General features: G+C 65.6%; 19 protein-coding genes. 12 read left to right on the top strand and 7 right to left on the bottom strand.

All coding sequences use genetic code 11. The features are described from left to right. Positions 1-36 precede the first annotated feature (36 nt). Genes G394_RS0101395 through G394_RS0101380 form a run of 4 tightly spaced genes read left to right on the top strand, consistent with a single transcriptional unit; the run spans position 37 to position 3,752 of the window. On the top strand, positions 37-1,593 hold the full coding sequence (locus tag G394_RS0101395; protein WP_028576119.1) for a bifunctional ADP-dependent NAD(P)H-hydrate dehydratase/NAD(P)H-hydrate epimerase: 1,557 nt from the start codon (positions 37-39) through the stop codon (positions 1,591-1,593). Next, the gene (locus G394_RS0101390; RefSeq protein WP_028576118.1) at positions 1,569-2,024 is read left to right on the top strand and encodes a CBS domain-containing protein; all 456 of its coding nucleotides are present in this window, start codon (positions 1,569-1,571) and stop codon (positions 2,022-2,024) included. Before G394_RS0101395 ends, G394_RS0101390 begins: the two co-directional genes overlap by 25 nt. After that, on the top strand, positions 2,021-2,497 hold the full coding sequence (gene tsaE, locus G394_RS0101385) for a tRNA (adenosine(37)-N6)-threonylcarbamoyltransferase complex ATPase subunit type 1 TsaE (RefSeq protein WP_028576117.1): 477 nt from the start codon (positions 2,021-2,023) through the stop codon (positions 2,495-2,497). Before G394_RS0101390 ends, tsaE begins: the two co-directional genes overlap by 4 nt. A 4-nt stretch (positions 2,498-2,501) precedes the next feature. Then, positions 2,502-3,752: a replication-associated recombination protein A gene (locus tag G394_RS0101380; RefSeq protein WP_028576116.1), complete on the top strand. Its 1,251-nt coding sequence runs from the start codon at positions 2,502-2,504 to the stop codon at positions 3,750-3,752. 324 nt (positions 3,753-4,076) lie between these two features. Here the strand turns inward: G394_RS0101380 and radA are convergent, their stop codons facing one another. The 5 genes from radA to G394_RS0101355 are packed head-to-tail and all read right to left on the bottom strand — an operon-like array spanning position 4,077 to position 10,176. Continuing rightward, positions 4,077-5,408, bottom strand: a complete 1,332-nt coding sequence (gene radA / locus G394_RS0101375; RefSeq protein WP_028576115.1) for a DNA repair protein RadA — start codon at positions 5,406-5,408, stop codon at positions 4,077-4,079. A 52-nt stretch (positions 5,409-5,460) separates the two neighbouring features. After that, a complete protein-coding gene (locus G394_RS0101370; protein WP_028576114.1) occupies positions 5,461-6,693 on the bottom strand; it encodes a DUF3426 domain-containing protein in 1,233 nt (410 codons plus the stop codon). Positions 6,694-6,729: 36 nt separating this feature from the next. Then, on the bottom strand, positions 6,730-7,254 hold the full coding sequence (gene hpt, locus G394_RS0101365; RefSeq protein ID WP_028576113.1) for a hypoxanthine phosphoribosyltransferase: 525 nt from the start codon (positions 7,252-7,254) through the stop codon (positions 6,730-6,732). A gap of 15 nt (positions 7,255-7,269) precedes the next feature. After that, the gene (locus G394_RS0101360) at positions 7,270-7,737 is read right to left on the bottom strand and encodes an N-acetyltransferase (RefSeq protein WP_028576112.1); all 468 of its coding nucleotides are present in this window, start codon (positions 7,735-7,737) and stop codon (positions 7,270-7,272) included. Positions 7,738-7,764: 27 nt separating this feature from the next. Further along, positions 7,765-10,176 carry a homocysteine S-methyltransferase family protein gene (locus G394_RS0101355; protein WP_028576111.1) on the bottom strand — a complete coding sequence of 804 codons (2,412 nt, stop codon included), beginning with the start codon at positions 10,174-10,176 and terminating at the stop codon, positions 7,765-7,767. 215 nt (positions 10,177-10,391) lie between these two features. Between G394_RS0101355 and G394_RS0101350 the strand changes: the two genes are divergently transcribed. Genes G394_RS0101350 through glpX form a run of 8 tightly spaced genes read left to right on the top strand, consistent with a single transcriptional unit; the run spans position 10,392 to position 18,479 of the window. Then, positions 10,392-11,423, top strand: a complete 1,032-nt coding sequence (locus tag G394_RS0101350; protein WP_028576110.1) for a sigma-70 family RNA polymerase sigma factor — start codon at positions 10,392-10,394, stop codon at positions 11,421-11,423. Further along, positions 11,413-12,186: an HD domain-containing protein gene (locus G394_RS0101345; RefSeq protein ID WP_028576109.1), complete on the top strand. Its 774-nt coding sequence runs from the start codon at positions 11,413-11,415 to the stop codon at positions 12,184-12,186. The genes G394_RS0101350 and G394_RS0101345 overlap by 11 nt, the downstream gene beginning before the upstream one ends. Further along, positions 12,183-13,901, top strand: a complete 1,719-nt coding sequence (locus G394_RS0101340; RefSeq protein WP_051306868.1) for a tetratricopeptide repeat protein — start codon at positions 12,183-12,185, stop codon at positions 13,899-13,901. The genes G394_RS0101345 and G394_RS0101340 overlap by 4 nt, the downstream gene beginning before the upstream one ends. A gap of 11 nt (positions 13,902-13,912) precedes the next feature. Beyond that, a complete protein-coding gene (locus G394_RS0101335) occupies positions 13,913-14,695 on the top strand; it encodes a hypothetical protein (RefSeq protein WP_028576107.1) in 783 nt (260 codons plus the stop codon). Between the two features lie 20 nt (positions 14,696-14,715). Then, a complete protein-coding gene (locus tag G394_RS0101330; protein WP_028576106.1) occupies positions 14,716-15,033 on the top strand; it encodes a hypothetical protein in 318 nt (105 codons plus the stop codon). Between the two features lies 1 nt (position 15,034). Further along, complete coding sequence (gene rpiB, locus G394_RS0101325; RefSeq protein WP_028576105.1) at positions 15,035-15,472, top strand: ribose 5-phosphate isomerase B; 438 nt, start codon at positions 15,035-15,037, stop codon at positions 15,470-15,472. 34 nt (positions 15,473-15,506) lie between these two features. Continuing rightward, complete coding sequence (gene tkt, locus G394_RS0101320; protein ID WP_028576104.1) at positions 15,507-17,480, top strand: transketolase; 1,974 nt, start codon at positions 15,507-15,509, stop codon at positions 17,478-17,480. Positions 17,481-17,498: 18 nt separating this feature from the next. Then, positions 17,499-18,479, top strand: coding sequence for a class II fructose-bisphosphatase (glpX, locus tag G394_RS21015; RefSeq protein ID WP_028576103.1), 981 nt, complete (start codon positions 17,499-17,501; stop codon positions 18,477-18,479). Positions 18,480-18,603: 124 nt separating this feature from the next. On the opposite strand, the gene G394_RS0101310 is transcribed toward glpX, so the two are convergent. After that, complete coding sequence (locus G394_RS0101310) at positions 18,604-19,050, bottom strand: hypothetical protein (protein WP_028576102.1); 447 nt, start codon at positions 19,048-19,050, stop codon at positions 18,604-18,606. Between the two features lie 224 nt (positions 19,051-19,274). Beyond that, positions 19,275-21,044 (bottom strand): ABC transporter ATP-binding protein, encoded by a 1,770-nt coding sequence (locus G394_RS0101305; protein WP_028576101.1) that lies wholly within the window; start codon positions 21,042-21,044, stop codon positions 19,275-19,277. Positions 21,045-21,239 lie beyond the last annotated feature (195 nt).

Here is a 21,239-nt window from a genome sequence, read left to right as displayed (position 1 = left end):
GAGAGCCGGGCAACGACAGCACGACGAGGAGACTCGATGGTCATCCATTTGCCCACCCCCGAGGAAATGGCCAGCTGGGACCGCCTGACCATGCAGGAATTCGGCCTGTCCGGCACGATTCTCATGGAGAACGCCAGCCGGGCGGCGCTCTACGCACTGAAAAAAGAGTTCGGCCCCGTGCGCGACATCTCGGCCATGGTCTTCGCCGGCCCGGGCAACAACGGCGGCGACGCCTTCGCCCTGGCCCGCCATCTCTTCAATCTCGGGGCCAAGGTCCTGATCCTGCATTCCAAGCTCCCGACCGCGTACACCAGCGACCCGGCCTACCACCTGCGGCTGGCGGAGAGCATGGGCATCCCCTGCTACTACCTTCCCGAGTACGAGCTCGACGCCCTGCCCAAGATCGACCTGATCGTGGACGGCCTCTTCGGCACCGGCTTCAAGGACATGCTGAGCCCCGCGGCCCAGTCCTGGATCAAGTCCATAAATAAGCTCGGCAAGCGCTCCTTCGTCCTGTCCCTGGACATCCCCTCGGGCCTGAACGGCGCCACCGGCGAGCCCATGCCCGTGGCCGTCAAGGCCGACCTGACCGTGACCTTCGAGGAGGCCAAGCTCGGCCTTTTCCTGCCCCCGGCCAAAGCGCACGTAGGCAAGCTGGTCACGTCCAAGATCGGCATCCCCCGGCACATCAAGCAGAGCCACCCCGCGTCCCACATCGCCCTGGCGCCGGATCTGGTGAAGGTGCTGCCCGAAACCTCCGCGACCATGCACAAGGGCGAGGCCGGCCACCTGCTGGTGCTCGGCGGTTCGCCGGGCCTGACGGGCGCGCCCATGCTCGCGGCGCGCGCCGCCTTCCGCTCGGGGGCGGGGCTGGTCAGCATCGCCTGCCCCAAGGCCCTGACCGCGTTCTACGGCAGCTTCCCCGAGGTCATGACCATTGGCCTGGGCCAGGGCGAGAACTGGGACGCCGACTGCCTCGACTCCCTGCGCACGCACCTGCAGCGCTTCTCGGCCGTGGTCTTCGGGCCCGGACTGGGCCGCACCGACGGTGCCGCCGAATTTCTGGAGCGCTACCTTGCCGAACCCCATCCCGAGACTCTCTTCGACGCAGACGCGCTCTTCCTGCTGGCCAGACGCCCCGAACTGCTGGAACGGCTGGGCCCCGACGCGGTGCTCACGCCGCATCCGGGAGAGATGGCCAATTTCTTCGGCGTCACGCCCCGCGAAATCAACCTGGCCAGACCGCGCTACGCCAGGGAGTTCTCCTTCGGACACAGGGTCAACCTCGTGCTCAAGGGGGCCGCGTCCATTGTCGCCGGACACCAGGACCCCATCGCCATCTCGCCTTTCTGCGCGCCCAACCTGGCCATCGCCGGGTCGGGCGACGTGCTCTCGGGCGTCATCGGCAGCCTTCTGGCCCGTGGACTGCCGCCATTGACCGCCGCGCAGATCGGCGTGTATTGGCACGGGTATGCGGGCACGCTGCTCGCAGAGGAATTCCCGGACCGGGGCAACACCCCCCTCGAAATCGCCGATCATCTGCCAACAGCCCTGAAGGAGTGGAAAAAATGCGTACAGCTCAAGATATCATGACCACGGCGGTCGTTACCATCAGCCCCGAAGCCGACATCACCGAGGCGGCGAAAACCCTCATCGAAAAAGGCGTCAACGGGCTGCCCGTGGTCGACGCCGACAACCGTCTGGTGGGCATCCTCTGCCAGTCCGACCTGGTACGCATGCAGAAGAGCCTGCCCATCCCCTCGCTCTTCACCCTGCTCGACGGCTTCGTGCCCCTGTCCTCCACCGCCCTGCTGGAAGCCGAGGTCAAGCGCATCGCTGCCTCCAAGGTGGCCGACGCCATGAGCACCAAGGTCGTGACCGTCTCCCCGGACACGACCATCGACGAGATCGCGACCCTCATGGTCGACCGCAAGTTCCACACCCTGCCCGTCACGCGCGACGGCCTGCTGGTGGGCGTGGTCGGCATGCAGGACATCATCAGAACCCTGATGCCGAAGTCATGAACATCGTCCTGACCTCCCTCGAAGCGACCGCCAGGCTGGCCCGGACCCTGGCGGCCTGCATCGACGGGAGCCCCTTCCTGCCGCCGGTGCTCATGCACGGCCCCCTGGGCGCGGGAAAGACAACGTTCGTGCGCGAACTGGTCCAGGCCCTGCCAGGTAGCGACAAGGCCGAGGTCAGCAGCCCGAGCTTCAACCTGCTGAACCTCTACCCCACCGTGCCGCCCGTAGGGCATTTCGACCTGTACCGCACCGCCGGCCAAGGCTTCAGCGCGGACCTGGAAGAGACCCTCCTGGCCCCCGACCACTTCTGCCTGGTGGAATGGGCCGAACATCTCCCGCCGGACGCCGTTCCCGAAAGCTACATCGTGATGACCTGGACCGTGCAGGAAGAAAGCCGTTCCGTCGAACTGTCGGCCCGCGGCCGCGAGGCCCAGACCGTCCTCGACTGCGTGCAGAACGTCCTGGAGGCCTAGGAGCGTGTCCCAGAAGCGCCCCCTGGCCGAGTCCCTGCGGCCCCAGTCCCTCGACGATTTCATCGGCCAGAGCCACTTCCGCCAGCGGCTGCGGACCCTCATGCAGTCCAAGAGCCTGCCGAGCCTGCTGCTCTTCGGCCCGCCCGGCTGCGGCAAATCCACCGTGGCCCTGCTCCTGGCCCAGCACACGGGCCGGCCCTTCCTGCGCCTGAGCGCGCCGGAGGTCGGCATCACGGCCCTGCGCAAGCAGATCCAGGACATCGAGATCCTCATCCTCGATGAACTGCACCGCTACTCCAAGGCTCAGCAGGACTTCTTTCTGCCCCTGCTGGAAACCGGCGAGCTGACCCTCATCGCCACGACCACCGAGAACCCGTCCTTCAGCGTAACGCGCCAGCTCCTCTCGCGACTGCACGTGCTGCGGCTGCGGTCCTTGGGCATGGCGGAACTGGTGGACGTGGGCAAGCGGGGCATGGACAAGCTCGGCACCGTCATCCCTGAAAAAAGCCTGGAACTGCTGGCCACCCTCTCGGGCGGCGATGCGCGGACCATGCTCAATCTGGTGGAGTTCGCCTCGGGACTCGAGGAAAAGGAACTGGAACTGGAACACCTCAAGGCGCGCCTGCCGGAGATCGTGCTGCGCGGAGACCGCGAGGGGGACTCACACTACGAGCTGGCCTCGGCCCTGATCAAGTCCATCCGCGGCTCTGACCCGGACGCGGCCCTGTACTACCTGGCCTGCCTGGTGGAAACGGGCGAGGACCCGCGCTTCATCTGCCGCCGCCTCATCCTGTCCGCGGCCGAGGACGTGGGCCTTGGCGACCCCATGGCCATGCCCCTGGCCGTGGCCTGCGAGCAGGCCGTGGAGCGCATCGGCATGCCCGAAGGCTGGATCCCCATGGCCGAGACCACGGTCTACCTCGCCCTGGCGTCCAAGAGCAACTCGGCCTACGCCGGCTACCTCTCGGCCATCAAGGAAATTCGCACCAACGGCCCCAAGCCCGTGCCTCTGCACCTGCGCAACGCGTCCACCAGCCTGCAGAAGGAATGGGGCTACGGCCAGGGCTACAAATACCCCCACGCCTACCCAGAAGCCTGGGTCGACCAGGAATACCTCCCCCCGGAACTCAAGGGCCGCACCTTCTACCAGCCCAAAGCCCAGGGCCACGAGGAGCGTCTGAACCTCTGGACCCGCAAGCTCAAGGCCTCCCGCATCAAGCCCAAGGGCAAGGATTCCAAGGACTGGACGGGATAGGGTTCACATCCCCGTGAAAACAAAGCGCAGCTTCAAATTGGAATAGGAATCCGCCTTCTGACTGGGGCACGAACGGAACCTGAAACGACCCCGCTCCGTCCTCCTCCCGCACCAGCGCCGACGGAGCTGTCCGGTCCGGGTCCTGGCGGAGGGCGGCGACTGTCCGACCGAACCAGGCATCGTTTGCCGAACCGTCGCCTCTCGCCCTGCCCGAACCTCCCGCGCCGCCGCGCGACGGTCCGGCTCTACGAGGCCGGCGAGGAAGTTTCGACGCCCCCCGCCAGGACCCGGACCGGACAGCGGCCGCCCAGGCTCACCCTCCCCCTACTTCTTCCCCAGTTCCCCGAACAGCATCCGCTGCACATCCGAAATCCTCGACCACCCGTCCCCCTTGGCCCCGGCCCGCGGATGCACCATGGGCGCATACCCCAGGTTCGCCGCCTGCCGCAGGCGCACGTCATGCCCTGTGACGGGCCTGATCTGCCCGTTCAGGTCCACCTCGCCCCAGAAGACCGCGCCCTCGGGCAGCGGCCTGTCGTAGAGCGACGACAGGATGGCCGCGACGATGCCCAGGTCCAGGCCCGGGTCCTTCATACGCAGCCCCCCGCCGACCTTGGCGTAGACGTCGACCTGCCCCAGGTTGACCTGCAGGCGCTTCTCCATGACGGCGATGAGCAGGTGCAGTCGGTTGGAGTCGAAGCCCAGGGCCGTGCGCCGCGGGAAAGCCAGGAAGGTCCGCGTGACCAGGGCCTGCACCTCGACCACGAAGGGCCGCTGGGACTCCATGGACATGACCAAGGCCGTGCCCGAGAGGGCCGTGTCCCGGGCTTGCAGGAAGAAGGTCGAGGGGTCTTCGATGACGCTCATGCCCTGCTCCTTCATCTCGAAGAGCAGGATCTCGTTGGACGGGCCGAAGCGGTTCTTGACCACGCGCAGGATGCGGAAAAGATGCTCCTTGTCGCCCTCCAGATAGAGGACTGTGTCAACCATGTGCTCCAGGAGCTTTGGCCCGGCGATCTGCCCGTCCTTGGTCACGTGGCCGACGAGAATGACGGTCACGCCCGTCTGCTTGGCCCGCTCCACCAGGGCCGTGGCCACGGCCCGGACCTGGCTGACGGAGCCGGGCAGCCCCTCGGCCTTGGACGAAACCATGGTCTGGACCGAATCCACGACGACCAGGGCCGGCCGGTCCTCCATGCAGGCCAGGATGTCCTCGGCCTGGTTGGAGGCCATGGCCGTGAGCCGCCCCCCCAGCATCCCGAGGCGCTCGGCCCGGCCGCGGATCTGGGACAGGGACTCCTCGCCCGAGACGTAGATCACGGCCTTGCCGGAGTTTTCCATGGCCGAGGCCACCTGCAGCAGCAGCGTGGACTTGCCGATGCCCGGCTCCCCGCCCACGAGGATCACGCCGCCGGGCACGAAGCCGCTGCCCAGGACCGGATCGAGGCCCAAAAGGTGGGTGCTGATGCGGTCTTCCTGGAACTGCGACATGTCGCGCAGGTCCACGGGGCGATTCGCGGTCGGCGCCGTCCCCTGGGCGGACTGCACCTGGACCGGTTCGAGGGTGTTCCAGGCCTGGCACTTGGGGCACTGCCCCTGCCAGCGCGGACTTTGGGCCTTGCAGGCCGAACAGACGTAGGCGGTCCTGGTCTTCATGGGCAATAAAAAAGGCAGGCCGGAGCCTGCCTCGTGGGGTTCGGGTTGGTCGTCATTGCTGCGGCAGCGTCGACTGGATCACTTCCAGCCCGAACTCCTCCACCGTTTCCGGCGCGTGGAAGAAGACGGTCATGAAGGGCACCGAGGCCCCGGGCTGGATATTGGTGTTGTTGGTCAGGATGCCGACCTTGGCCGTCAGGGCCGCCTCGATGTCGGCCTTGGAGGACACCTGCAGCTGGTAGAGGGACACCACGTTGCCGCACATGAACTCCTGGGAGGCCACATCCTTGCCCTGGCTGTCGAACAGGGAGGCCTTGAGGCGGATGAGTTCGCGGGCTTCGGGGAAGCGGTTCACGGCCTTGCCCTCGATGATGAAGAGCTGTCCTTCCTTCTCGTTGGGCACGAAGTACTGCCGCACGTTCTCCAGGGCGATCTGGGCCGCGCCTTCGCGCGGCGCGGCGCCCGAGGCGGCCGGGGTCGCCGGGGGCTCGGTGCCGAGTCCCAGCAGGGCCGGACGGAAGAAGTAGATTCCGGCGCCGGCGCAGGCCAGCAGCACCACGAGCAGGCCAAGGACAAGTCCGGTTTTTCCGGACTTTTTGCCTTTGGCGACGGGAGCGTCCTCGTCGCGCAGGGGGTCGCGGTCGGCGGAACCGACGAGGGGCTGCTGGAAAGCGCCTTCAAGGTCCGCCAGCATCTCCCTGTCCACGGGCCGCGCGGGGGCGGCCTTGGCCATCCGTTCCTCGAGCATGGCCGTCAGATCGTCCTCGATGGTATCCTTGGCGGCAGGCTTGGACGCGGTCCTGGCCTTTCCGGCGTCGAGCAGCGCCTCCAGTTCGTCCTCCAGGGACTCGTCGACGGCAGGCTTTGGTGCGGGTTTTGGGGCGGGAGTTGCGGGCGCATCCTTGAACATGTCGCCGAACTCGTCTTCGAGAAAATCGTCGACCGCGGGTTTCGGCACGGCAGCGGCAGGCGCATCCTTGAACACGTCGTCGAACCCGTCATCGGAAAAATCGTCGCCCGCGGGTTTCGGCGCGGCAGCGGCAGGCGCATCCTTGAACACGTCGCCAAAGCCATCATCGGCGAAATCGTCGACAGGGGGTTTCGGCGCGGCAGCGGCCGGAGCCGCCTGCGCCGGGGCTACCGGCTGCGCCGGCTCGGCAGGCTTGGGGCGGAAAACGGTGAAGACGCTCTTGCAGCGCGTACACCGGACCTTGGTGCCGTCATGGCCGATCTTGCTTTCGTCGAGATTGTATTTTGTCGTGCACTCGGGGCATTGAACGATCATGGCCTGTCCTTGCAAAAGGTCAATCTGGCTAAAGGACTACGCTTCGGAGAACTTGAGGTCGTAGATGCCGTCAAGTTCTCTGTATTGCTCGGCGTAGTCAAGCCCATAGCCGACGATATAGCCTTTATCCAGAGGAAAACCGACGAAATCGACCCGTATGTCGACTTCGCGGCGCTCGGTCTTGTCGATCATGGCCGCGATCCTGATGGACTTCGGCCCCCTGGCCTCAAGGACCCTGGTCAGGAACTGCATGGAATGACCCGTGTCGACGATGTCCTCGACGACGAGCACGTGCTTGTCCTTGATGTCGATCTCCATGTCCTTGGAAAAGACCATTTTGGACTTGCGCGAGGTCTGGTCCGCGTAGCTCGACAGGCGGACGAAATCCATGCTCGGATGGATGGTCAGGTTGCGCATCAGGTCCGTGAAGAAGGCGTAGGCGCCCTTGAGCACGCAGACGCAGACCACGGGCTCATCCCCGTAATGTTCGGATATCTGACGACCGAGTTCGTGCGCGCGGGCCTCGATCTGGTTCCGGTCGAAAAGCTGGACGAATTTCATGAGCACTCCACTCTCTTACAATTCAATCATCATGGCCACTTCGTCACATTCCGGGAACTGGGGGCACTTCAGGCAATCGGCCCAGACCTTCTGGGGCAGAATGTCCTTGCTCACTTCGGAAAATCCCAGCTTCTGGAAAAAGGCGACCTGATAGGTCAAGGCAAAGACCTTGTAAACACCGAATGTCAGGGCGTCGCTGACGCAGAACTCCACCAGCCTGCGTCCCAGTCCCTGGCCCTGGGCGCTCTCGGCCACGGCCAGGGAACGGACCTCGGCCAGGGCCTCCCAGGTGATGGTCAGGGCGCAGCAGCCCACGACCTCGCCCGTCTGCCTGTCCTCGGCGACGATGAAGTCGCGCAGGTGGGAATAGAGCTCCCCAAAGGAGCGCGGCAGGAGCAGGCGCTTGGTGGCGCAGTCCATGAGCAGCCTGTGGATGGCCTTGACGTCGGCGATGGTCGCCTTTCTGAGTACGAATCTTTCCATGTACGATCCCGTAATGTCGAAGTGATGTCAGCCCTGCCGGACCTCGGCGCACAGCTGCGTGGCCACCCGTACCGCGGCCACGGCGTCGTCGGCGTAGCCGTGGGCGCCGATCATGTCGGCGTAGGCGCGCGTGACCACGGCCCCGCCGACCATGACCCGGCACGTGAGCCCGCGCTCGCGCACCAGGCGCACGGTGTCCTCCATGCGCACCATGGTCGTGGTCATGAGGGCCGAAAGGCCGATGACGGACGCGCCGTGCTCCACGGCTGCGGCCACGATGTCGGCGGCGGCGACATCCTTGCCCAGATCCACGACGTTGTAGCCGAAATTCCTGAGCATCAGGCAGACGATGTTCTTGCCGATGTCGTGGATGTCGCCCTCGACGGTGGCCATGACCACGGTGTCGCGTGCCTCCTGCCCCTCGCGCACCAGCAGGTGGCGGATAGAGTCGAAGCCCGTCTGCATGGTCTCGGCGCACAGCAGCAGCTGCGGCAGGAAATATTCCTTCCTCTCGTACTTTTCGCCGACCCTGGCAATGGCCGGGATCATCTCGCCGTCCACCAGGGCGAACGGGTCAGCGCCTTCGGCGATGCGCGCGGCCAAGAGATCGGCGATGCGGTCCTTCTGCCCCTTCATGACGGCCGTGAAGACCGGGCTGCCCTCCTCCTCGGCGGTCGCGGCCACGGCGGGCCCGGCGGAGACGCCAGGGGTCCAGCCGGAATAGGCGGCGATGAAGGACGAGGCCTGGCGGTCGCGGCCCAGGAGCACCTCGCCCGCGGCCAGGCTCTCGCGCAGACGTGCGGTGTTGGGGTTGGCGATGAACGAGGTCATGCCCGCGCCCATGGCCATGGCCAGGAAGGTGGAGTTGATGAGGTCGCGGGCCGGCAGGCCGAAGGAAATGTTGGACAGGCCCATGGTCGAGCCCAGGCCCCAGCGCTCGCGGCAGTGGCGGATGACCTCCAGGCAGGCCTTGGCGGCCTCGGGCTTGGAGGACACGGTCAGAGCCAGGGCGTCGACCAGGATGAGGCGGCGCGGGATGCGCAGTTCCTCGGCCTTGGCCAGGAGTTCCTCGATGATGGCCAGACGCTCGGAGGCCGTGACGGGCAGCTTGCGGCCCTTGAGGGGCAGGAGGATGAAGGGCGCGCCGTAGTCGCGGCACAGGGGGCCGAGGGTCTCCATGCGCTCGGCCTCGCCGCTGATGGAGTTGACCAGGGCCGAGCCGGGGTAGGCCTCCAGGGCGGCGCGGATGGCGTCGGGGTTGCTCGAATCCAGGCACAGGGGCGCGGCGTGGGCGCTGGTCAGGGCCCGCACGGCCAGGGGCAGCATGCGGGTCTCGTCGACCATGGGCGCACCGACGTTGACGTCCAGCAGGTCGGCGCCGGCGACGATCTGCTCCTCGGCGAAGGTCAGGACCTGGCGGGTTTCAAGCCGTTGCAGCTGAGCCGCAAGCTCGGCCTTGCCCGTGGGGTTGATGCGCTCGCCGATGATGCGGCAGGGGCGGTCGAAACCGAAGTCCACGGCCACCGAACGCGAGGTGACCGTCAGGCAGGGCCGGTCCTCGAAGGCCGGACGCGCCACGGGCCGGTCGCCGCACAGGGCAAACAGGGCCCTGATGTGCTCGGGCGTGGTGCCGCAGCACCCGCCCAGGCAGGCCACTCCGTCGGCGGCCAGAGTGGAGACCGTGGCGGCGAAGGGGTCCGGGGGCAGGCGGAAGACCGTGGCGCCGTCGACAAGCTCGGGCAGTCCGGCGTTGGGTTCGATGAGCACGGGCGCGGAGCAGGAAGCGAGGATAGCGCGCGCCACCAGGATGAGTTCCTCGGGGCCGGCGCTGCAGTTGGAGCCGATGAGGTCCACGCCCATGTTCTCCATGGTCCGGGCAAAGACCTCGGGGCTGGTGCCGGTCAGGCTGACGCCGCCCTCGAAGGTCATGCTGACGCCCACGGGCAGGTCGCAGACCTCGCGCGCGGCCACGACCACGGCGCGGGCCTCGGCCAGGTCGAACTGAGTCTCGGCCAGGATCAGGTCGACGCCGCCGGCCACGAGGCCGCGGATCTGCTCTTTGAAAATTTCGACGAGCCCTCGGAAAGTGATGTCGCCCAGGGGTTCGACCATCTTGCCCGTGGGGCCCACGCTGCCGGCCACGAAAACGCCCTCGCCCACGGCTTGACGCGCGGCCCGGGCCATGGTCTCATTGACTTCGAAGACGTCGAGGCCCGCGGGAAGCTTGTGGCGGGTCGCGCCGAAGGTGTTGGTGGTTACGACATGGGCGCCGGCATGGGCGTATTCGGCGTGGATGGCCGCAACGACCTCGGGCCGGGCCATGCCGAACTCCTCGGGGGACTGACCTGGTTTCAGCCCCCGGCGCTGCAGCAGGCTGCCCATGCCTCCGTCGAAGATCAGTATGTTTCCGTCCTTCAGGGAACGGCGAAAATCGCGCATTGTACACCTCACGTCACGGCCGTGTCGGCACCGGTTTGAACGAAGTGCCCTACTGAAAATCATTGAAAAGGACAAACAAAAACTCTATGATTGCAGACTTTGAAATAGCGGAGTGATTCGGCGCCCCCTCGTACTCGAAGCGTCCCCCCGGATACCGGTTTTCTCCTCATTTTCGGCCTCAGACGCCTAAGGATCGCCCCCAAACGCGCACCATCATGAAGTTCAAACAGCCACTCGAAGACGAAACCCTGGACGAGGAGTTCGAAGCGGAACCCGTCGAGGTCATCGAAGACATCGACGAGGATGACGGCGACGACGGGCTCGAAGACACGCCCCCGTTGACCGCCGGGCCGCTGGTGCTGGCCGCGCCTGCCCGGCGCGAGGTGGCCACCCTCGACCCGCTGCACATCTATCTCCAGGAGATCAAAAAATTCAGGGCCCTGGAGCCCGACGAGGAGTTCGACCTCGCGCGCCGCTACCGCGACGAGAAGGAGGATCAGGCGGCCTTCATCCTCATCACCTCCAACCTGCGGCTGGTGGTCAAGATCGCCATGGACTTCCAGCGGCGTTGGATGAAGAATGTCCTGGACCTCATCCAGGAGGGCAACGTGGGGCTCATGAAGGCGGTCCAGAAGTTCGACCCCGACAAGGGCATCAAGTTCTCCTATTATGCGTCCTTCTGGATCAAGGCCTACATCCTCAAGTTCATCATGGACAACTGGCGCATGGTCAAGATCGGCACGACGCAAGCCCAGCGCAAGCTGTTCTACAACCTGGGCAAGGAGCGCCAGCGCCTGCAGGCCCAGGGCTTCGACCCGAGCACCTCGACCCTGGCCGACAACCTGCAAGTTTCCGAGGCCGACATCGTGGAGATGGGCCAGCGTCTGGGCCAGCACGACGTGTCCCTGGACATGAAGATCGGCGACGACTCGAGCTTCACGCCCATGGACTTCATCCCCGCCCTGGAGGCCGGGATCGAGGAGAGGATGGCCGCCGACGAGATCAGCGTGCTCATCCACGACAACATCGAGGCCATCCGGGACGGGCTGAACGAGAAGGAGCTCGACATCCTGGAGCAGCGCCTTCTGGCCGACACGCCCATCACCCTGCGCGAGATCGGCGACAAGTACGGCATCACCAGGGAGCGTGTGCGCCAGATCGAGGCCAGGCTCCTGCAGAAGATCAAGAACCAGATGTCCAGCACCATCCAGGACTTTTCCGCCGAGTGGATCGAACATGAAGAATGAGATTCTACGCCGCATCAAGCAGGAGAGCGCCACGGTCACGCCCGAATCCCTGCCCAGCTTCTACACCGCCATGAGCGCCGAGCTGGCCTCCGCCAGGGACACGTTCTTCTCCCACCCCATGGTCCTGCGCTGCCGCGAAGACGTGCTGCCCTTCCTGAACGACGAGTTCGGGCACGGCATCGAGCACTCCAAGAAAGTGGCCATCGAGGCCTCGGCCCTCGTCCTCGGGGAGGCCAAGGTCCTGGGTTTCGACGCGGCCAGGCGGCTGGCCCTCATGGCCATGCTCTCGGGCCTGCTGCACGACACCTGCCGGCTGGAGGGCGAGCACGCCTCGCGGGGCGCTGAGCTGTCCCTGATGATTCTGCGCGACTATCCGCTTTCCGACGACGAGAAGCAGATGATCGCCTCGGCAGTGCGCTGCCACGAAGCCTTCTCCCCCCCCATGGATTTCGGCCACGACCGAACACAGCTCCTGGCCGACGCCCTCTACGACGCGGACAAATTCCGCTGGGGGCCTGACAATTTCATGACCACCCTCTGGGAGATCTGCAACTATCAGGAATGGACCCTGGAGCAGATCCTGAACAAGTTCCCGGCCGGCCTCGAAATGGTCGCGGCGGTGCAGAACACGTTCCGAACCCCGGCAGGCAAGATCTACGGGCCGGAGTTCATCGAGCTCGGCCTGAACATGGGCAGAAAAATCTATCTGATAATACAGACATTTTGCCAGAAAAATGACTGTTCCGGACGCCTCATTCCATGATCATCACCCGTGCCATACGTTTTCTGCTCCCGGTCCTCCTGGCCTCCCTGCTCGGGTGCGCTGCCCGTCCGGCGGCGCCGGACTCCCGCGCTCAGTCGGCGGAGGCCCCCTCCCAGCCTTCCAGACCAACTCCGTCGGCCGAAGCCGAGGCCATCTATTCCTATCTCGCCGCACGCGAGCTGCTCCAGGAGCAGAGGCCCGATGAAGCCATCCAGGCCCTGGAAAAGGCTGTGGCCATCGAACCGACCCCGGAACTCTACATCGACCTGGGCAACCTCTACTGGCGCGCCTCGCGCTTCGCGGACGCCCTGCTGCTCCTGCGCCAGGGTCTGGACAAATACCCCGAATCCGAGCTTCTGCTCAGCACCCTGGCCAAGACCTACGCCGCCCAGGGCCGGTACGACGACGCAGTCCTCGTCCTCGACGACTACCGCAAGAAGCACCCGGAACTCCTCGACCTCGCCCACGAGGCCGCCGCGTACCGCATGGAGCAGGGGAATTACGGCGAAGCCGTCGACCGCCTGTCGGCCATCCCCGTGGACAAGGTCACGCCGACCACGGATTTTCTCCTCGGCAAGGGATATTTCGGGCTGGGACTCTACGACAAGGCCATCGCCGCCTACCAGCAGTCCGTGGCCGCCGACCCCGAATATTACGACGCCTGGATCGAGATGGGTCTGACCTACGAGGCCCAGAAGAACTACGTCGATGCCGAGCGCGTCTTTTCGCAACTCTTCGACGCCGGCATCGAGAACCAGCAGATCGTCTTCCGTCTGGTGGACCTGAACCTCAAGCTCAACAACCCCGACAAGTCCCTGGCCCTGGTCCAGCAATTCAGCGACGATCTGCCACTGACCCTGGAGGCGGCCAACCTGTTCCTGAACCTGGCCTTCTACGACCACGCGGCCCAGCTCCTCGACCCTCTGGCCCAGCAGCGGCCCATCCCGGAAAACGCCCTCTTCTACCTGGCCATCCTCGAATACGAAGGGCGGGACAATCCCGAAAAGGCCATGAAATACCTGGAGACCATCCCGGTCAACCACCCGCACTACGAGCGCAGCCTGATCTTCCGCATCCACCTCCTCTACCACGGAGGTGACAAGGACGGCGCCCGGCAGCTCTGCCAAACGGCCATCGGCCTTTTCCCCAAACAGCCCGAATTCCGCATCGTCATGGCCGAGCTGCATGAACGGGAGAACGAGTTCGAGCAGGCCCTGGACGTGCTGAGCCTGGCCGCAAAGCAGTGGCCCGACAACCTGACCATCCTCTACCGCACGGGCCTCGTCCACGACCGCATGGGCGACCGGGCGCAGGCCATGGCCATCATGGAGCGGGTCATCGCCAAGGACCCGGAACACGCCGACGCCCTGAACTTTCTGGGCTACAGCCTGGCCGAGCAGGAACGGGACCTGGACCGGGCCCTGCTGCTCGTCCAGGGCGCCCTGCAGGTCAAGCCGGACAACGGCTATTTCGTCGACTCCCTGGCCTGGGTCTATTTCAAGCAGAAGAAATTGCGTCTGGCTTGGGCGGAAATCAAGCGCGCCGTGGAGCTGGTGGACTCGGACCCGGTCATCTGGGAACACTACGGAGACATCGCCCGCGCGCTGAACTACACGGCCGAGGCCCGCAAGGGCTATTCCCGCTCCCTGGAGCTGAACGGTGACAACGCCGAGGCCGTGCGCGCAAAACTCAATGAAACCGGCCGGACACGATGACACATACAAAAATGCCGAAAACGCTGACACCCCTTCTGGCCGCCCTGTTCCTTTCCTTCATGATCGGCTGCGCTCCGCAGATCCCGGTCCGCGACCCCGAGGCCGTATCCCGCGTCTGGTCCGTCCTGCGCCCCCTCACCTCGGAGACCGACCGCGTCACGGCCCGCTTCTCCCTGCAGATCGAGACCCCGCAGCGCAACGGCAGGCTGGTCGGCCAGCTCTGGGGCTACGCCGCCAGCCTCGTGCGGCTCGACCTCGCCTCGGGCACCGGCGCCTCCGTGGCCATGATCCGCGAGACCCCGGAACTCTGGCTGGCCTACATCCCCTCGGAGAACAAGGCCTACCACCACCCAAGCGCCCAGGCCGGCCTCAGGCTCTTCGAGATCCCCGTGCCCTTCAACGCCAAGCAGATCGGCAGCCTCCTGACCGGCGATCTGGCTCCGGTTCTCGGCGGCGAATACTCCGGCGTGCAGGGCACCCGGGACGGCCGCATCAGCTTCACCTTCGCCCAAGGGGCGGTGGTCCGCATGATCGCCTCCGAGGACCTGCAGACCCTCGAACTCACGGGCCGCGGAGGCTGGACCCTGACCTGCGAAAAGCCCTACTCCTCGCCGGCCTTCCCCGACCGCCAGCTCTACGACAGGTACACCTTTTCTTCCCCCAGGGACGGCAAGGCCGTGCTCCGGGTCAAATCCCTGGAGCCCGGCGGTGACTGGCGCTCCACGGACCTGGACCTGACCCTGCCCCAGGATGTGCAGTGGATGCGCATCACGACCAAACCCCAGTACAACTGATCAAACATCGGAGGGAGTGCATGCTCGCAGATATCGTCAAACCCGTCACCACCGGATTCAGGCTCCTCTTCAGCGAGACCAAATGGGTCTTCATCAGGGGCTTCAGGCGTTGGGAAATCCGGCAGATGGAGAAGCGCCTGGCCGAGGAATATCAGAACCTGGGCAAGAGCTTCGCCGAAAGCCAGGCCAAGGGCGAAGCCTTCGACCCCAAGACCAGCGACAACGACCTGACCCTGAAGCAGGTCGCCTTCCTGCGCGAGGAACTGGCGCACCTGGAAAAGGACCTGGAAGCGACCCGGACGGAATACATCAGGGGCCGCAGCGGAGAGGGCAAGTAGCATGCGCACCATCGTCTTCGGTTCCGACCACGCCGGCTTCGGCCTCAAGAACATCCTCATGGAACACTTGAAGGACCGCTGCCAGGCCGTGGACGTCGGCACCCATTCCCTCGACAGCTGCGACTACCCGCTCATCGCGGGCAGTCTGGCCCGCGAGGTCCTGAACCGCCAGGCCCTGGGCATCCTCATCTGCGGCTCGGGCATCGGCGTGTCCATGGCCGCCAACCGCTTCTCCGGCATCCGCGCCGCCCTGTGCGCCAACGAGTACATGGCGCGCATGAGCCGCATGCACAACGACGCCAACGTCCTGTGCATGGGCGAGCGCATCATCGGCGTGGACCTGGCCAAGGCCATTACCGACGCCTTCCTGGCCACGGATTTCGAGGGCGGCCGCCACCAGCGCCGCGTGGACCTCATCGACTCCCCACATCAACCCTAACCGCGCATTTTTTGAGAATATCACGGGAAACACCATGACCACCAACGCTTCACAGATCGATCTCAAGTCCGTCAACGTCATCAAGGGCCTGATCATGGACACGGTCCACGCGTCCAACTCCGGCCACCCCGGCGGGGCCATGTCTTCGGCGGATTACGCATACGTCCTCTTCAAGGAATTCCTCAATTTCGACCCCAAGGACGCCAAATGGTTCAACCGCGACCGTTTCGTCCTCTCGGCCGGCCACGAGTCAGCCCTGCTCTACGCCCTGCTGACCCTGCGCGGCATCCTGAGCGTCGATGACCTGAAGGCCTTCCGCCAGTTCGGCAGCAAGACGCCGGGCCACCCCGAGCACGACATGACCGACGGCGTCGAGGCCACCACCGGCCCCCTGGGCCAGGGCTTCGCCATGGCCGGCGGCATGGCCGTGGCCGAGACCTTCCTGCGTTCCTACCTCGACGCCGAGACCGCCGGACACCACACCTACGTCCTGGTCTCCGACGGCGACGTGCAGGAACCGATCTTCCTCGGCAGCGCCGCCCTTTTCGGCCAGTGGGGCCTGGGCAAGCTCATTGCCTACTACGACAGCAACAAGATCCAGTTGGCCGGCCCGACCTGCCGCGTGGACAACGTCGATTACAAAGCCCTCTTCGAGAGCATGCACTGGCAGGTCATCGAGATCGACGGCCACGACCACGAGGCCATCCGCCAGGCCATCCTGGCCGGACAGGCCCAGACGACCAAGCCGACCATCATCATCGGCCACACGACCATGGCCAAGGGCTGCGCCACCCTCGAAGGCAGCGAGTCCACCCACGGCTCGCCCCTGCCCGAGGCCGAGATCAAGGCCACCAAGGCCAAGCTCGGCCTTCCGGACGAAGAATTCCACCTGCCCGCCGACGTGCTCGCCCACTTCCGCTCCCGCTTCGACGCCCTGTCCGCCGGCCGCGCCGCCTGGGACAAGGCCCTGGCCGCCAAGCTGTCCAACCCGGCCTTCGCCGACAAGTGGAAGAACGCCACGCAGCCCGTGTGCGAGCGCAGCCTGACCTGGCCCGAGTTCGAGACAGGCGCCGGCGTGGCCACGCGTAAGGCCTTCGGCGCCAGCCTGAACGCCATGATGGAGCAGCTGCCGACCCTCATAGGCGGCTCGGCCGACCTCGACCCGTCCAACCAGACCGAGAAATTCCGCGTCGCCGCCGGCATCTTCAACGCGACAACCAACCCCACGGGCCGCAACCTCTGCTTCGGCGTGCGCGAGTTCCCCATGGGCGCCATTCTGAACGGCCTGGCCCTGCACGGCGGCATCGTTCCCTTCGGCGCGACCTTCCTGGTCTTCTCGGATTATGAACGTAACGCCATCCGCATGTCGGCCCTGCAGCACCTGCCCGTCCTGCACGTCTTCACCCACGACTCCTTCTTCGTCGGCGAGGACGGCCCGACCCACCAGCCTATCGAGCACGTCAGCTCCCTGCGCCTGATCCCGAACCTCCTGGTCCTGCGCCCGGCCGACGCCCGCGAGAGCACGGCCTGCATGGCCGTGGCCCTGAAGCAGAAGTCCCGCCCGTCGGTGCTCGTCTACACCCGTCAGGGCCTGCCGGTCCTCGACCTGCCCCAGCCCCTGGAGGCACACGTGGCCAAGGGCGCCTACGTGGTGCGCGACCCCGAGGGCGCAGCCCCCGAAACCCTCCTGCTGGCCTCGGGCTCCGAGGTGCACCTGGCCGTGGAGGCCGCCAAGGCCCTGCCGGAGATGAAGATCCGCGTGGTCTCGGTGCCGAGCATGGAGCTCTTCGACGAGCAGAGCGCCGAGTACAAGGAATCCGTCATGCCCCGCTCCGTCTCGCGCCGCGTGGCCATCGAGGCCGGCCGTTCCGACCTCTGGTACAAATACGTGGGCCTGGACGGAAAGGTCTGGGGTATCGATCACTTTGGCGCCTCGGCCCCGGCGGGCGTGCTGAAGGAGAAGTACGGCTTCACTGCCGCCAACCTCATCGAATTCATCAAGGCTTAGGTCATGAGCGGAGGAATGATGGAAGCACCGCAACGCAACCTGGCCATGGACCTGGTCCGGGTCACGGAGGCCGCGGCCCTGGCCTCGGCCCGCTGGCTCGGCAAGGGCGCCAAGAATGAGGGCGACGGCGCGGCCGTGGACGCCATGCGTCTGTCCTTCAACACCCTGGACATCGACGGCCGCATTGTCATCGGCGAGGGCGAGAAGGACGAGGCCCCCATGCTCTACAACGGCGAGCACGTCGGCACGGGCCGAGGCGCGGCCGTTGACGTGGCCGTGGACCCGGTGGAGGGCACCAACCTCCTGGCCTACGGCCGCCCCAACGCCATCGCCGTGGTCGGCCTGTCCCCGGCCGGGACCATGTTCAACCCGGGCCCGAGCTATTACATGAAGAAGCTCGTGGTTCCGGCCCCGGCCAAGGGCGTGGTCGACATGGACGCGCCCGTGGGCCAGAATCTCAAGGCCGCGGCCAAGGCCCTGGGCAAGAAGGTCGAGGACCTCATGATCTTCGTCCTGGACAAGCCCCGCCACAAGGACCTCATCGCCCAGATCCGGGCCGCTGGCGCGCGCATCCAGCTGCACACCGACGGCGATGTGGCCGGGGCGCTGATGGCCGTGGACCCGACCTCGTCCGTGGACATGATGTTCGGCACCGGCGGCACGCCCGAAGGGGTGCTGGCGGCCTGCGCCATCAAGGCCTTGGGCGGCGAGATCCTGGCCAAGTTCGACCCGCAGTCCGAGGACGAGAGGAAGAACGTGCTGGACTTCGGCCTGGACCTGAACATGGTCCTGACCACGGACACCCTGATCCGCGACGACAACGTCTTCTTCGCGGCCACGGGTATCTCCGGCGGCACGTTCCTGGGCGGCGTGAGCTACACGGGCACGGGCGCGACCACGCACTCCCTAGTCCTGCGCGGCAAGACCGGCACCATCCGCCGCATCACCTCCACCCACCAGTGGGACAAGCTGATGCGCTTCTCGGCCATCAAGTACTGAAAAATCCGGGACTCCACAGAAAAGACAACGCCTCCGGCCGGTATCGGCAGGAGGCGTTTTTTTGTGCAGCGCAGTGCTGCGCGCCTTTCAGGTCAACAGGCTTGAGCAGCCCGGAGAGGGCCGTTCAGACCCTGAACCGGCAGATGCCGATCTTCGTCGCGGGCTGCTCCACGAATCTGCTTTTGAAAATCAGCTCGTTGTCACGGTAGAAACGCAGCACGGCATCGACCTTCTCTTCGGCCGCCCTGCGGTCGATCCTGCCCTTGTAGGTATGCATGACCAGATCCACCCCCATGTCGCGGGTGATCCTGTTGTAGAGAAAGAGCATGGCCGCGGTACCTTCCGCGCCGAAGAATTTCGTGGGCGCGAATGCGCCCTTCTTGCTTTCGAGCACGACGCCGTCATCGTAGGGCGTCGAGATCACGAAATTTTTCCCGATAATGACGACATCGTACTCGACAAACACCTTGTCGGCAAAGGCCGCCCCGCAGCTCAGCAGGGAAGAGACGACGAACAGCGCGAACGCGAACCGGTACCGGCGAACAAACGACATTCCAGACACGAACTTCATAACGACTCCTTGCAGGCACGCCTGCCGGCGGATAAAAATCCACCTTTTCCGGACAAACATCCCACTCCGCCATGCTGACTGCCAAACGGCCGGGCATGTTCGCCCAGGCCAATAGGTTCTTTTCCTTGAGAAAAGATACACGCAGCATATGCCGAAACCGTCACGGCGGCTGCGTACCGTCACCTGGCTTTTCAAGTGGAATGCAATATCCGCGCCTGCCCCCCCTATTCTCCGCTCTGCACCTGCCACAGCCCCGCGTAGACGCCGCCGGCACCGACCAGTTCGGCATGGGTCCCGCGCTCCACAATGACGCCGTCGACGATGACCACGATCTCGTCGCACTGCCGCACCGTGGACAGGCGATGGGCGATGGCCAGGGTGATTCGGTCGCCGCGCAGCTCCTTCAGATTGTTCTGGATGATCTCCTCGGTGCGCGTGTCCACGCTGGCGGTGGCCTCGTCGAGGATCAGGAACTCGGGGTCACGCAGGATGGCCCGGGCCAGGGAGATGCGTTGGCGCTGGCCGCCCGAGAGCTTCATGCCGCGGTCCCCGACCAGGGTGTCGTACCCGTCGGGCAAGGCATCGATGAACTCCGCGGCCCCGGCCAGGCGCGCCGCTCGGCGGACGTCGTCATCCACGGCACTGGGCGAACCCAGGCGGATGTTCTCGCCCACTGTGCCGTGGAAGAGGTAGGCCTCCTGGGACACGTAACCGATGCGGCCCCGCCAGCTGTCGAGGGGCACCGAGGCCAGCGGCCGGCCGTTGACCAGAATCTCGCCGCCCATGGGGTCGTAGTAGCGCAGCATCAGCTTGGCCAGGGAGCTCTTGCCCGCGCCTGTGGGCCCGACCACGCCGAGGACCCTGCCCCGCTCCAGGGTAAGGTCGATGCCGCACAGGACCTTGTCGCGGCCGGGATAGGCGAAACACATGTTTCGGACCTCGACGCGTTCAAGCGCGCCCTGCAGGGGAGCGGCGGAGGCCTCGTCACGGACCGTGGGCGCCGTGTCGAAGATCTCGGTGATGCGCTGGGCCGAGGCCTCGGACTGCTGGATCTGGTTGATGAGCATGCCGAAGACGAAGAGCGGCAGGATGAGGCGCATGGCCAGGAGCACGAAGGTCGTGAAGTCGCCGACGCTTGGGCCGATGCCAGAGAAGGTCATCCAGCCGCCCATCCCGATGAGCAGGGCGTAGCCCATGCCGGCCACGCCGTAGAGCAGGGGCACGAAGCGCGAGCGCTCCAGGGCGGCGCGCACGGCCGCGTCGCGGTACTCCTCGGAGCGCTGGCGGATACGGCCCGTCTGGTGGTCCTGGGCCGAGTAGGCCTGGATGACGTGCATGCCCTGCAGGTTGTTCTCAAGGATGGAGTTGATCTCGCCCACGGCCTTGCGCGCCGTGCGGTACTGGGGCGAGACGCGGGTGGCGAAGAAGCGCACGGCCCAGACGGCGATGGGCATGGGCGCCAAAAGGAGCAGCGCCAGGTGCCAGTCCAGCCAGAAAAGGATGCCGTAGATGCCGGTGAAGGTGATGAACAGGCGCACGATGCTCGTGGACGTGTCCGAGAAGAAGCGCTCCAGGTTGTCCACGTCCCCGGCCAGCACGGCCATGATGTCGCCCGTCTGGCGGGACTCGAAGTACGACACGTCGAGGCGCTGCACGTGGGTGTAGAGTTCCACGCGCAGGTCGTGCCGGATCATCTGCGCCGCGCTGTCCAGGGTGTAGTCGCTGACGCTCTGGAACACGGCCAGCCCCGCGAAGGTGCCGAGCACCAGCAGCCCGGCCCAGAGAAAATCAGTCCCGGCCAGGGCCTGCCCGTCCCGCAGGGCCACGGACACCGTGTCCACCACCCGCCCGACCACGATCATGGGCAGCAGATCGAAAAACCGCGCCCCCGCATTGGCCGCGAGCCCCAGCAGGATGCGCCGCGCATGGGGTCGGGCGAAACGCACCAATCGCCACAGGGCGCGGCCGAGGGTGCGGGTTTCTTGTGCGTTCATAAATTTTTCCTTGCCAACAAAAGCCGGATGTCGTGCACATCCGCTCTCACCGGGATATCTTTTGACGCGTCCACATCCAGGATGCAGCTGATCGTGAACGCGCGCCATCTATTATGCCATAAAAGACACATGTGTCCGTATTGACTAAAATTTTTCATAAATATACCTACGCAGACATAATACAATCTTCCGGCA

It is taken from the genome of Desulfomicrobium escambiense DSM 10707 (assembly GCF_000428825.1).
GTDB classification, from domain to species: Bacteria; Desulfobacterota; Desulfovibrionia; order Desulfovibrionales; family Desulfomicrobiaceae; genus Desulfomicrobium; species Desulfomicrobium escambiense.
The sequence above is the reverse complement of the archived record's forward strand: the minus strand, read 5'-3'. Positions and strand labels throughout refer to the sequence as shown.

What these genes read in the sequence shown, in the direction of transcription:
- G394_RS0101330 (WP_028576106.1), top strand. Translation starts at nt 14,716, where the DNA reads ATGCTCGCAGATATCGTCAAACCCGTCACCACCGGATTCAGGCTCCTC.
- G394_RS0101340 (WP_051306868.1), top strand. Translation starts at nt 12,183, where the DNA reads ATGATCATCACCCGTGCCATACGTTTTCTGCTCCCGGTCCTCCTGGCC.
- G394_RS0101335 (WP_028576107.1), top strand. Translation starts at nt 13,913, where the DNA reads ATGCCGAAAACGCTGACACCCCTTCTGGCCGCCCTGTTCCTTTCCTTC.
- G394_RS0101305 (WP_028576101.1), bottom strand. Translation starts at nt 21,044, where the DNA reads ATGAACGCACAAGAAACCCGCACCCTCGGCCGCGCCCTGTGGCGATTG.
- G394_RS0101395 (WP_028576119.1), top strand. Translation starts at nt 37, where the DNA reads ATGGTCATCCATTTGCCCACCCCCGAGGAAATGGCCAGCTGGGACCGC.
- rpiB (WP_028576105.1), top strand. Translation starts at nt 15,035, where the DNA reads ATGCGCACCATCGTCTTCGGTTCCGACCACGCCGGCTTCGGCCTCAAG.
- tkt (WP_028576104.1), top strand. Translation starts at nt 15,507, where the DNA reads ATGACCACCAACGCTTCACAGATCGATCTCAAGTCCGTCAACGTCATC.
- G394_RS0101355 (WP_028576111.1), bottom strand. Translation starts at nt 10,176, where the DNA reads ATGCGCGATTTTCGCCGTTCCCTGAAGGACGGAAACATACTGATCTTC.
- G394_RS0101390 (WP_028576118.1), top strand. Translation starts at nt 1,569, where the DNA reads ATGCGTACAGCTCAAGATATCATGACCACGGCGGTCGTTACCATCAGC.
- G394_RS0101360 (WP_028576112.1), bottom strand. Translation starts at nt 7,737, where the DNA reads ATGGAAAGATTCGTACTCAGAAAGGCGACCATCGCCGACGTCAAGGCC.
- G394_RS0101370 (WP_028576114.1), bottom strand. Translation starts at nt 6,693, where the DNA reads ATGATCGTTCAATGCCCCGAGTGCACGACAAAATACAATCTCGACGAA.
- G394_RS0101350 (WP_028576110.1), top strand. Translation starts at nt 10,392, where the DNA reads ATGAAGTTCAAACAGCCACTCGAAGACGAAACCCTGGACGAGGAGTTC.
- G394_RS0101345 (WP_028576109.1), top strand. Translation starts at nt 11,413, where the DNA reads ATGAAGAATGAGATTCTACGCCGCATCAAGCAGGAGAGCGCCACGGTC.
- tsaE (WP_028576117.1), top strand. Translation starts at nt 2,021, where the DNA reads ATGAACATCGTCCTGACCTCCCTCGAAGCGACCGCCAGGCTGGCCCGG.
- hpt (WP_028576113.1), bottom strand. Translation starts at nt 7,254, where the DNA reads ATGAAATTCGTCCAGCTTTTCGACCGGAACCAGATCGAGGCCCGCGCG.
- radA (WP_028576115.1), bottom strand. Translation starts at nt 5,408, where the DNA reads ATGAAGACCAGGACCGCCTACGTCTGTTCGGCCTGCAAGGCCCAAAGT.
- G394_RS0101310 (WP_028576102.1), bottom strand. Translation starts at nt 19,050, where the DNA reads ATGAAGTTCGTGTCTGGAATGTCGTTTGTTCGCCGGTACCGGTTCGCG.
- glpX (WP_028576103.1), top strand. Translation starts at nt 17,499, where the DNA reads ATGGAAGCACCGCAACGCAACCTGGCCATGGACCTGGTCCGGGTCACG.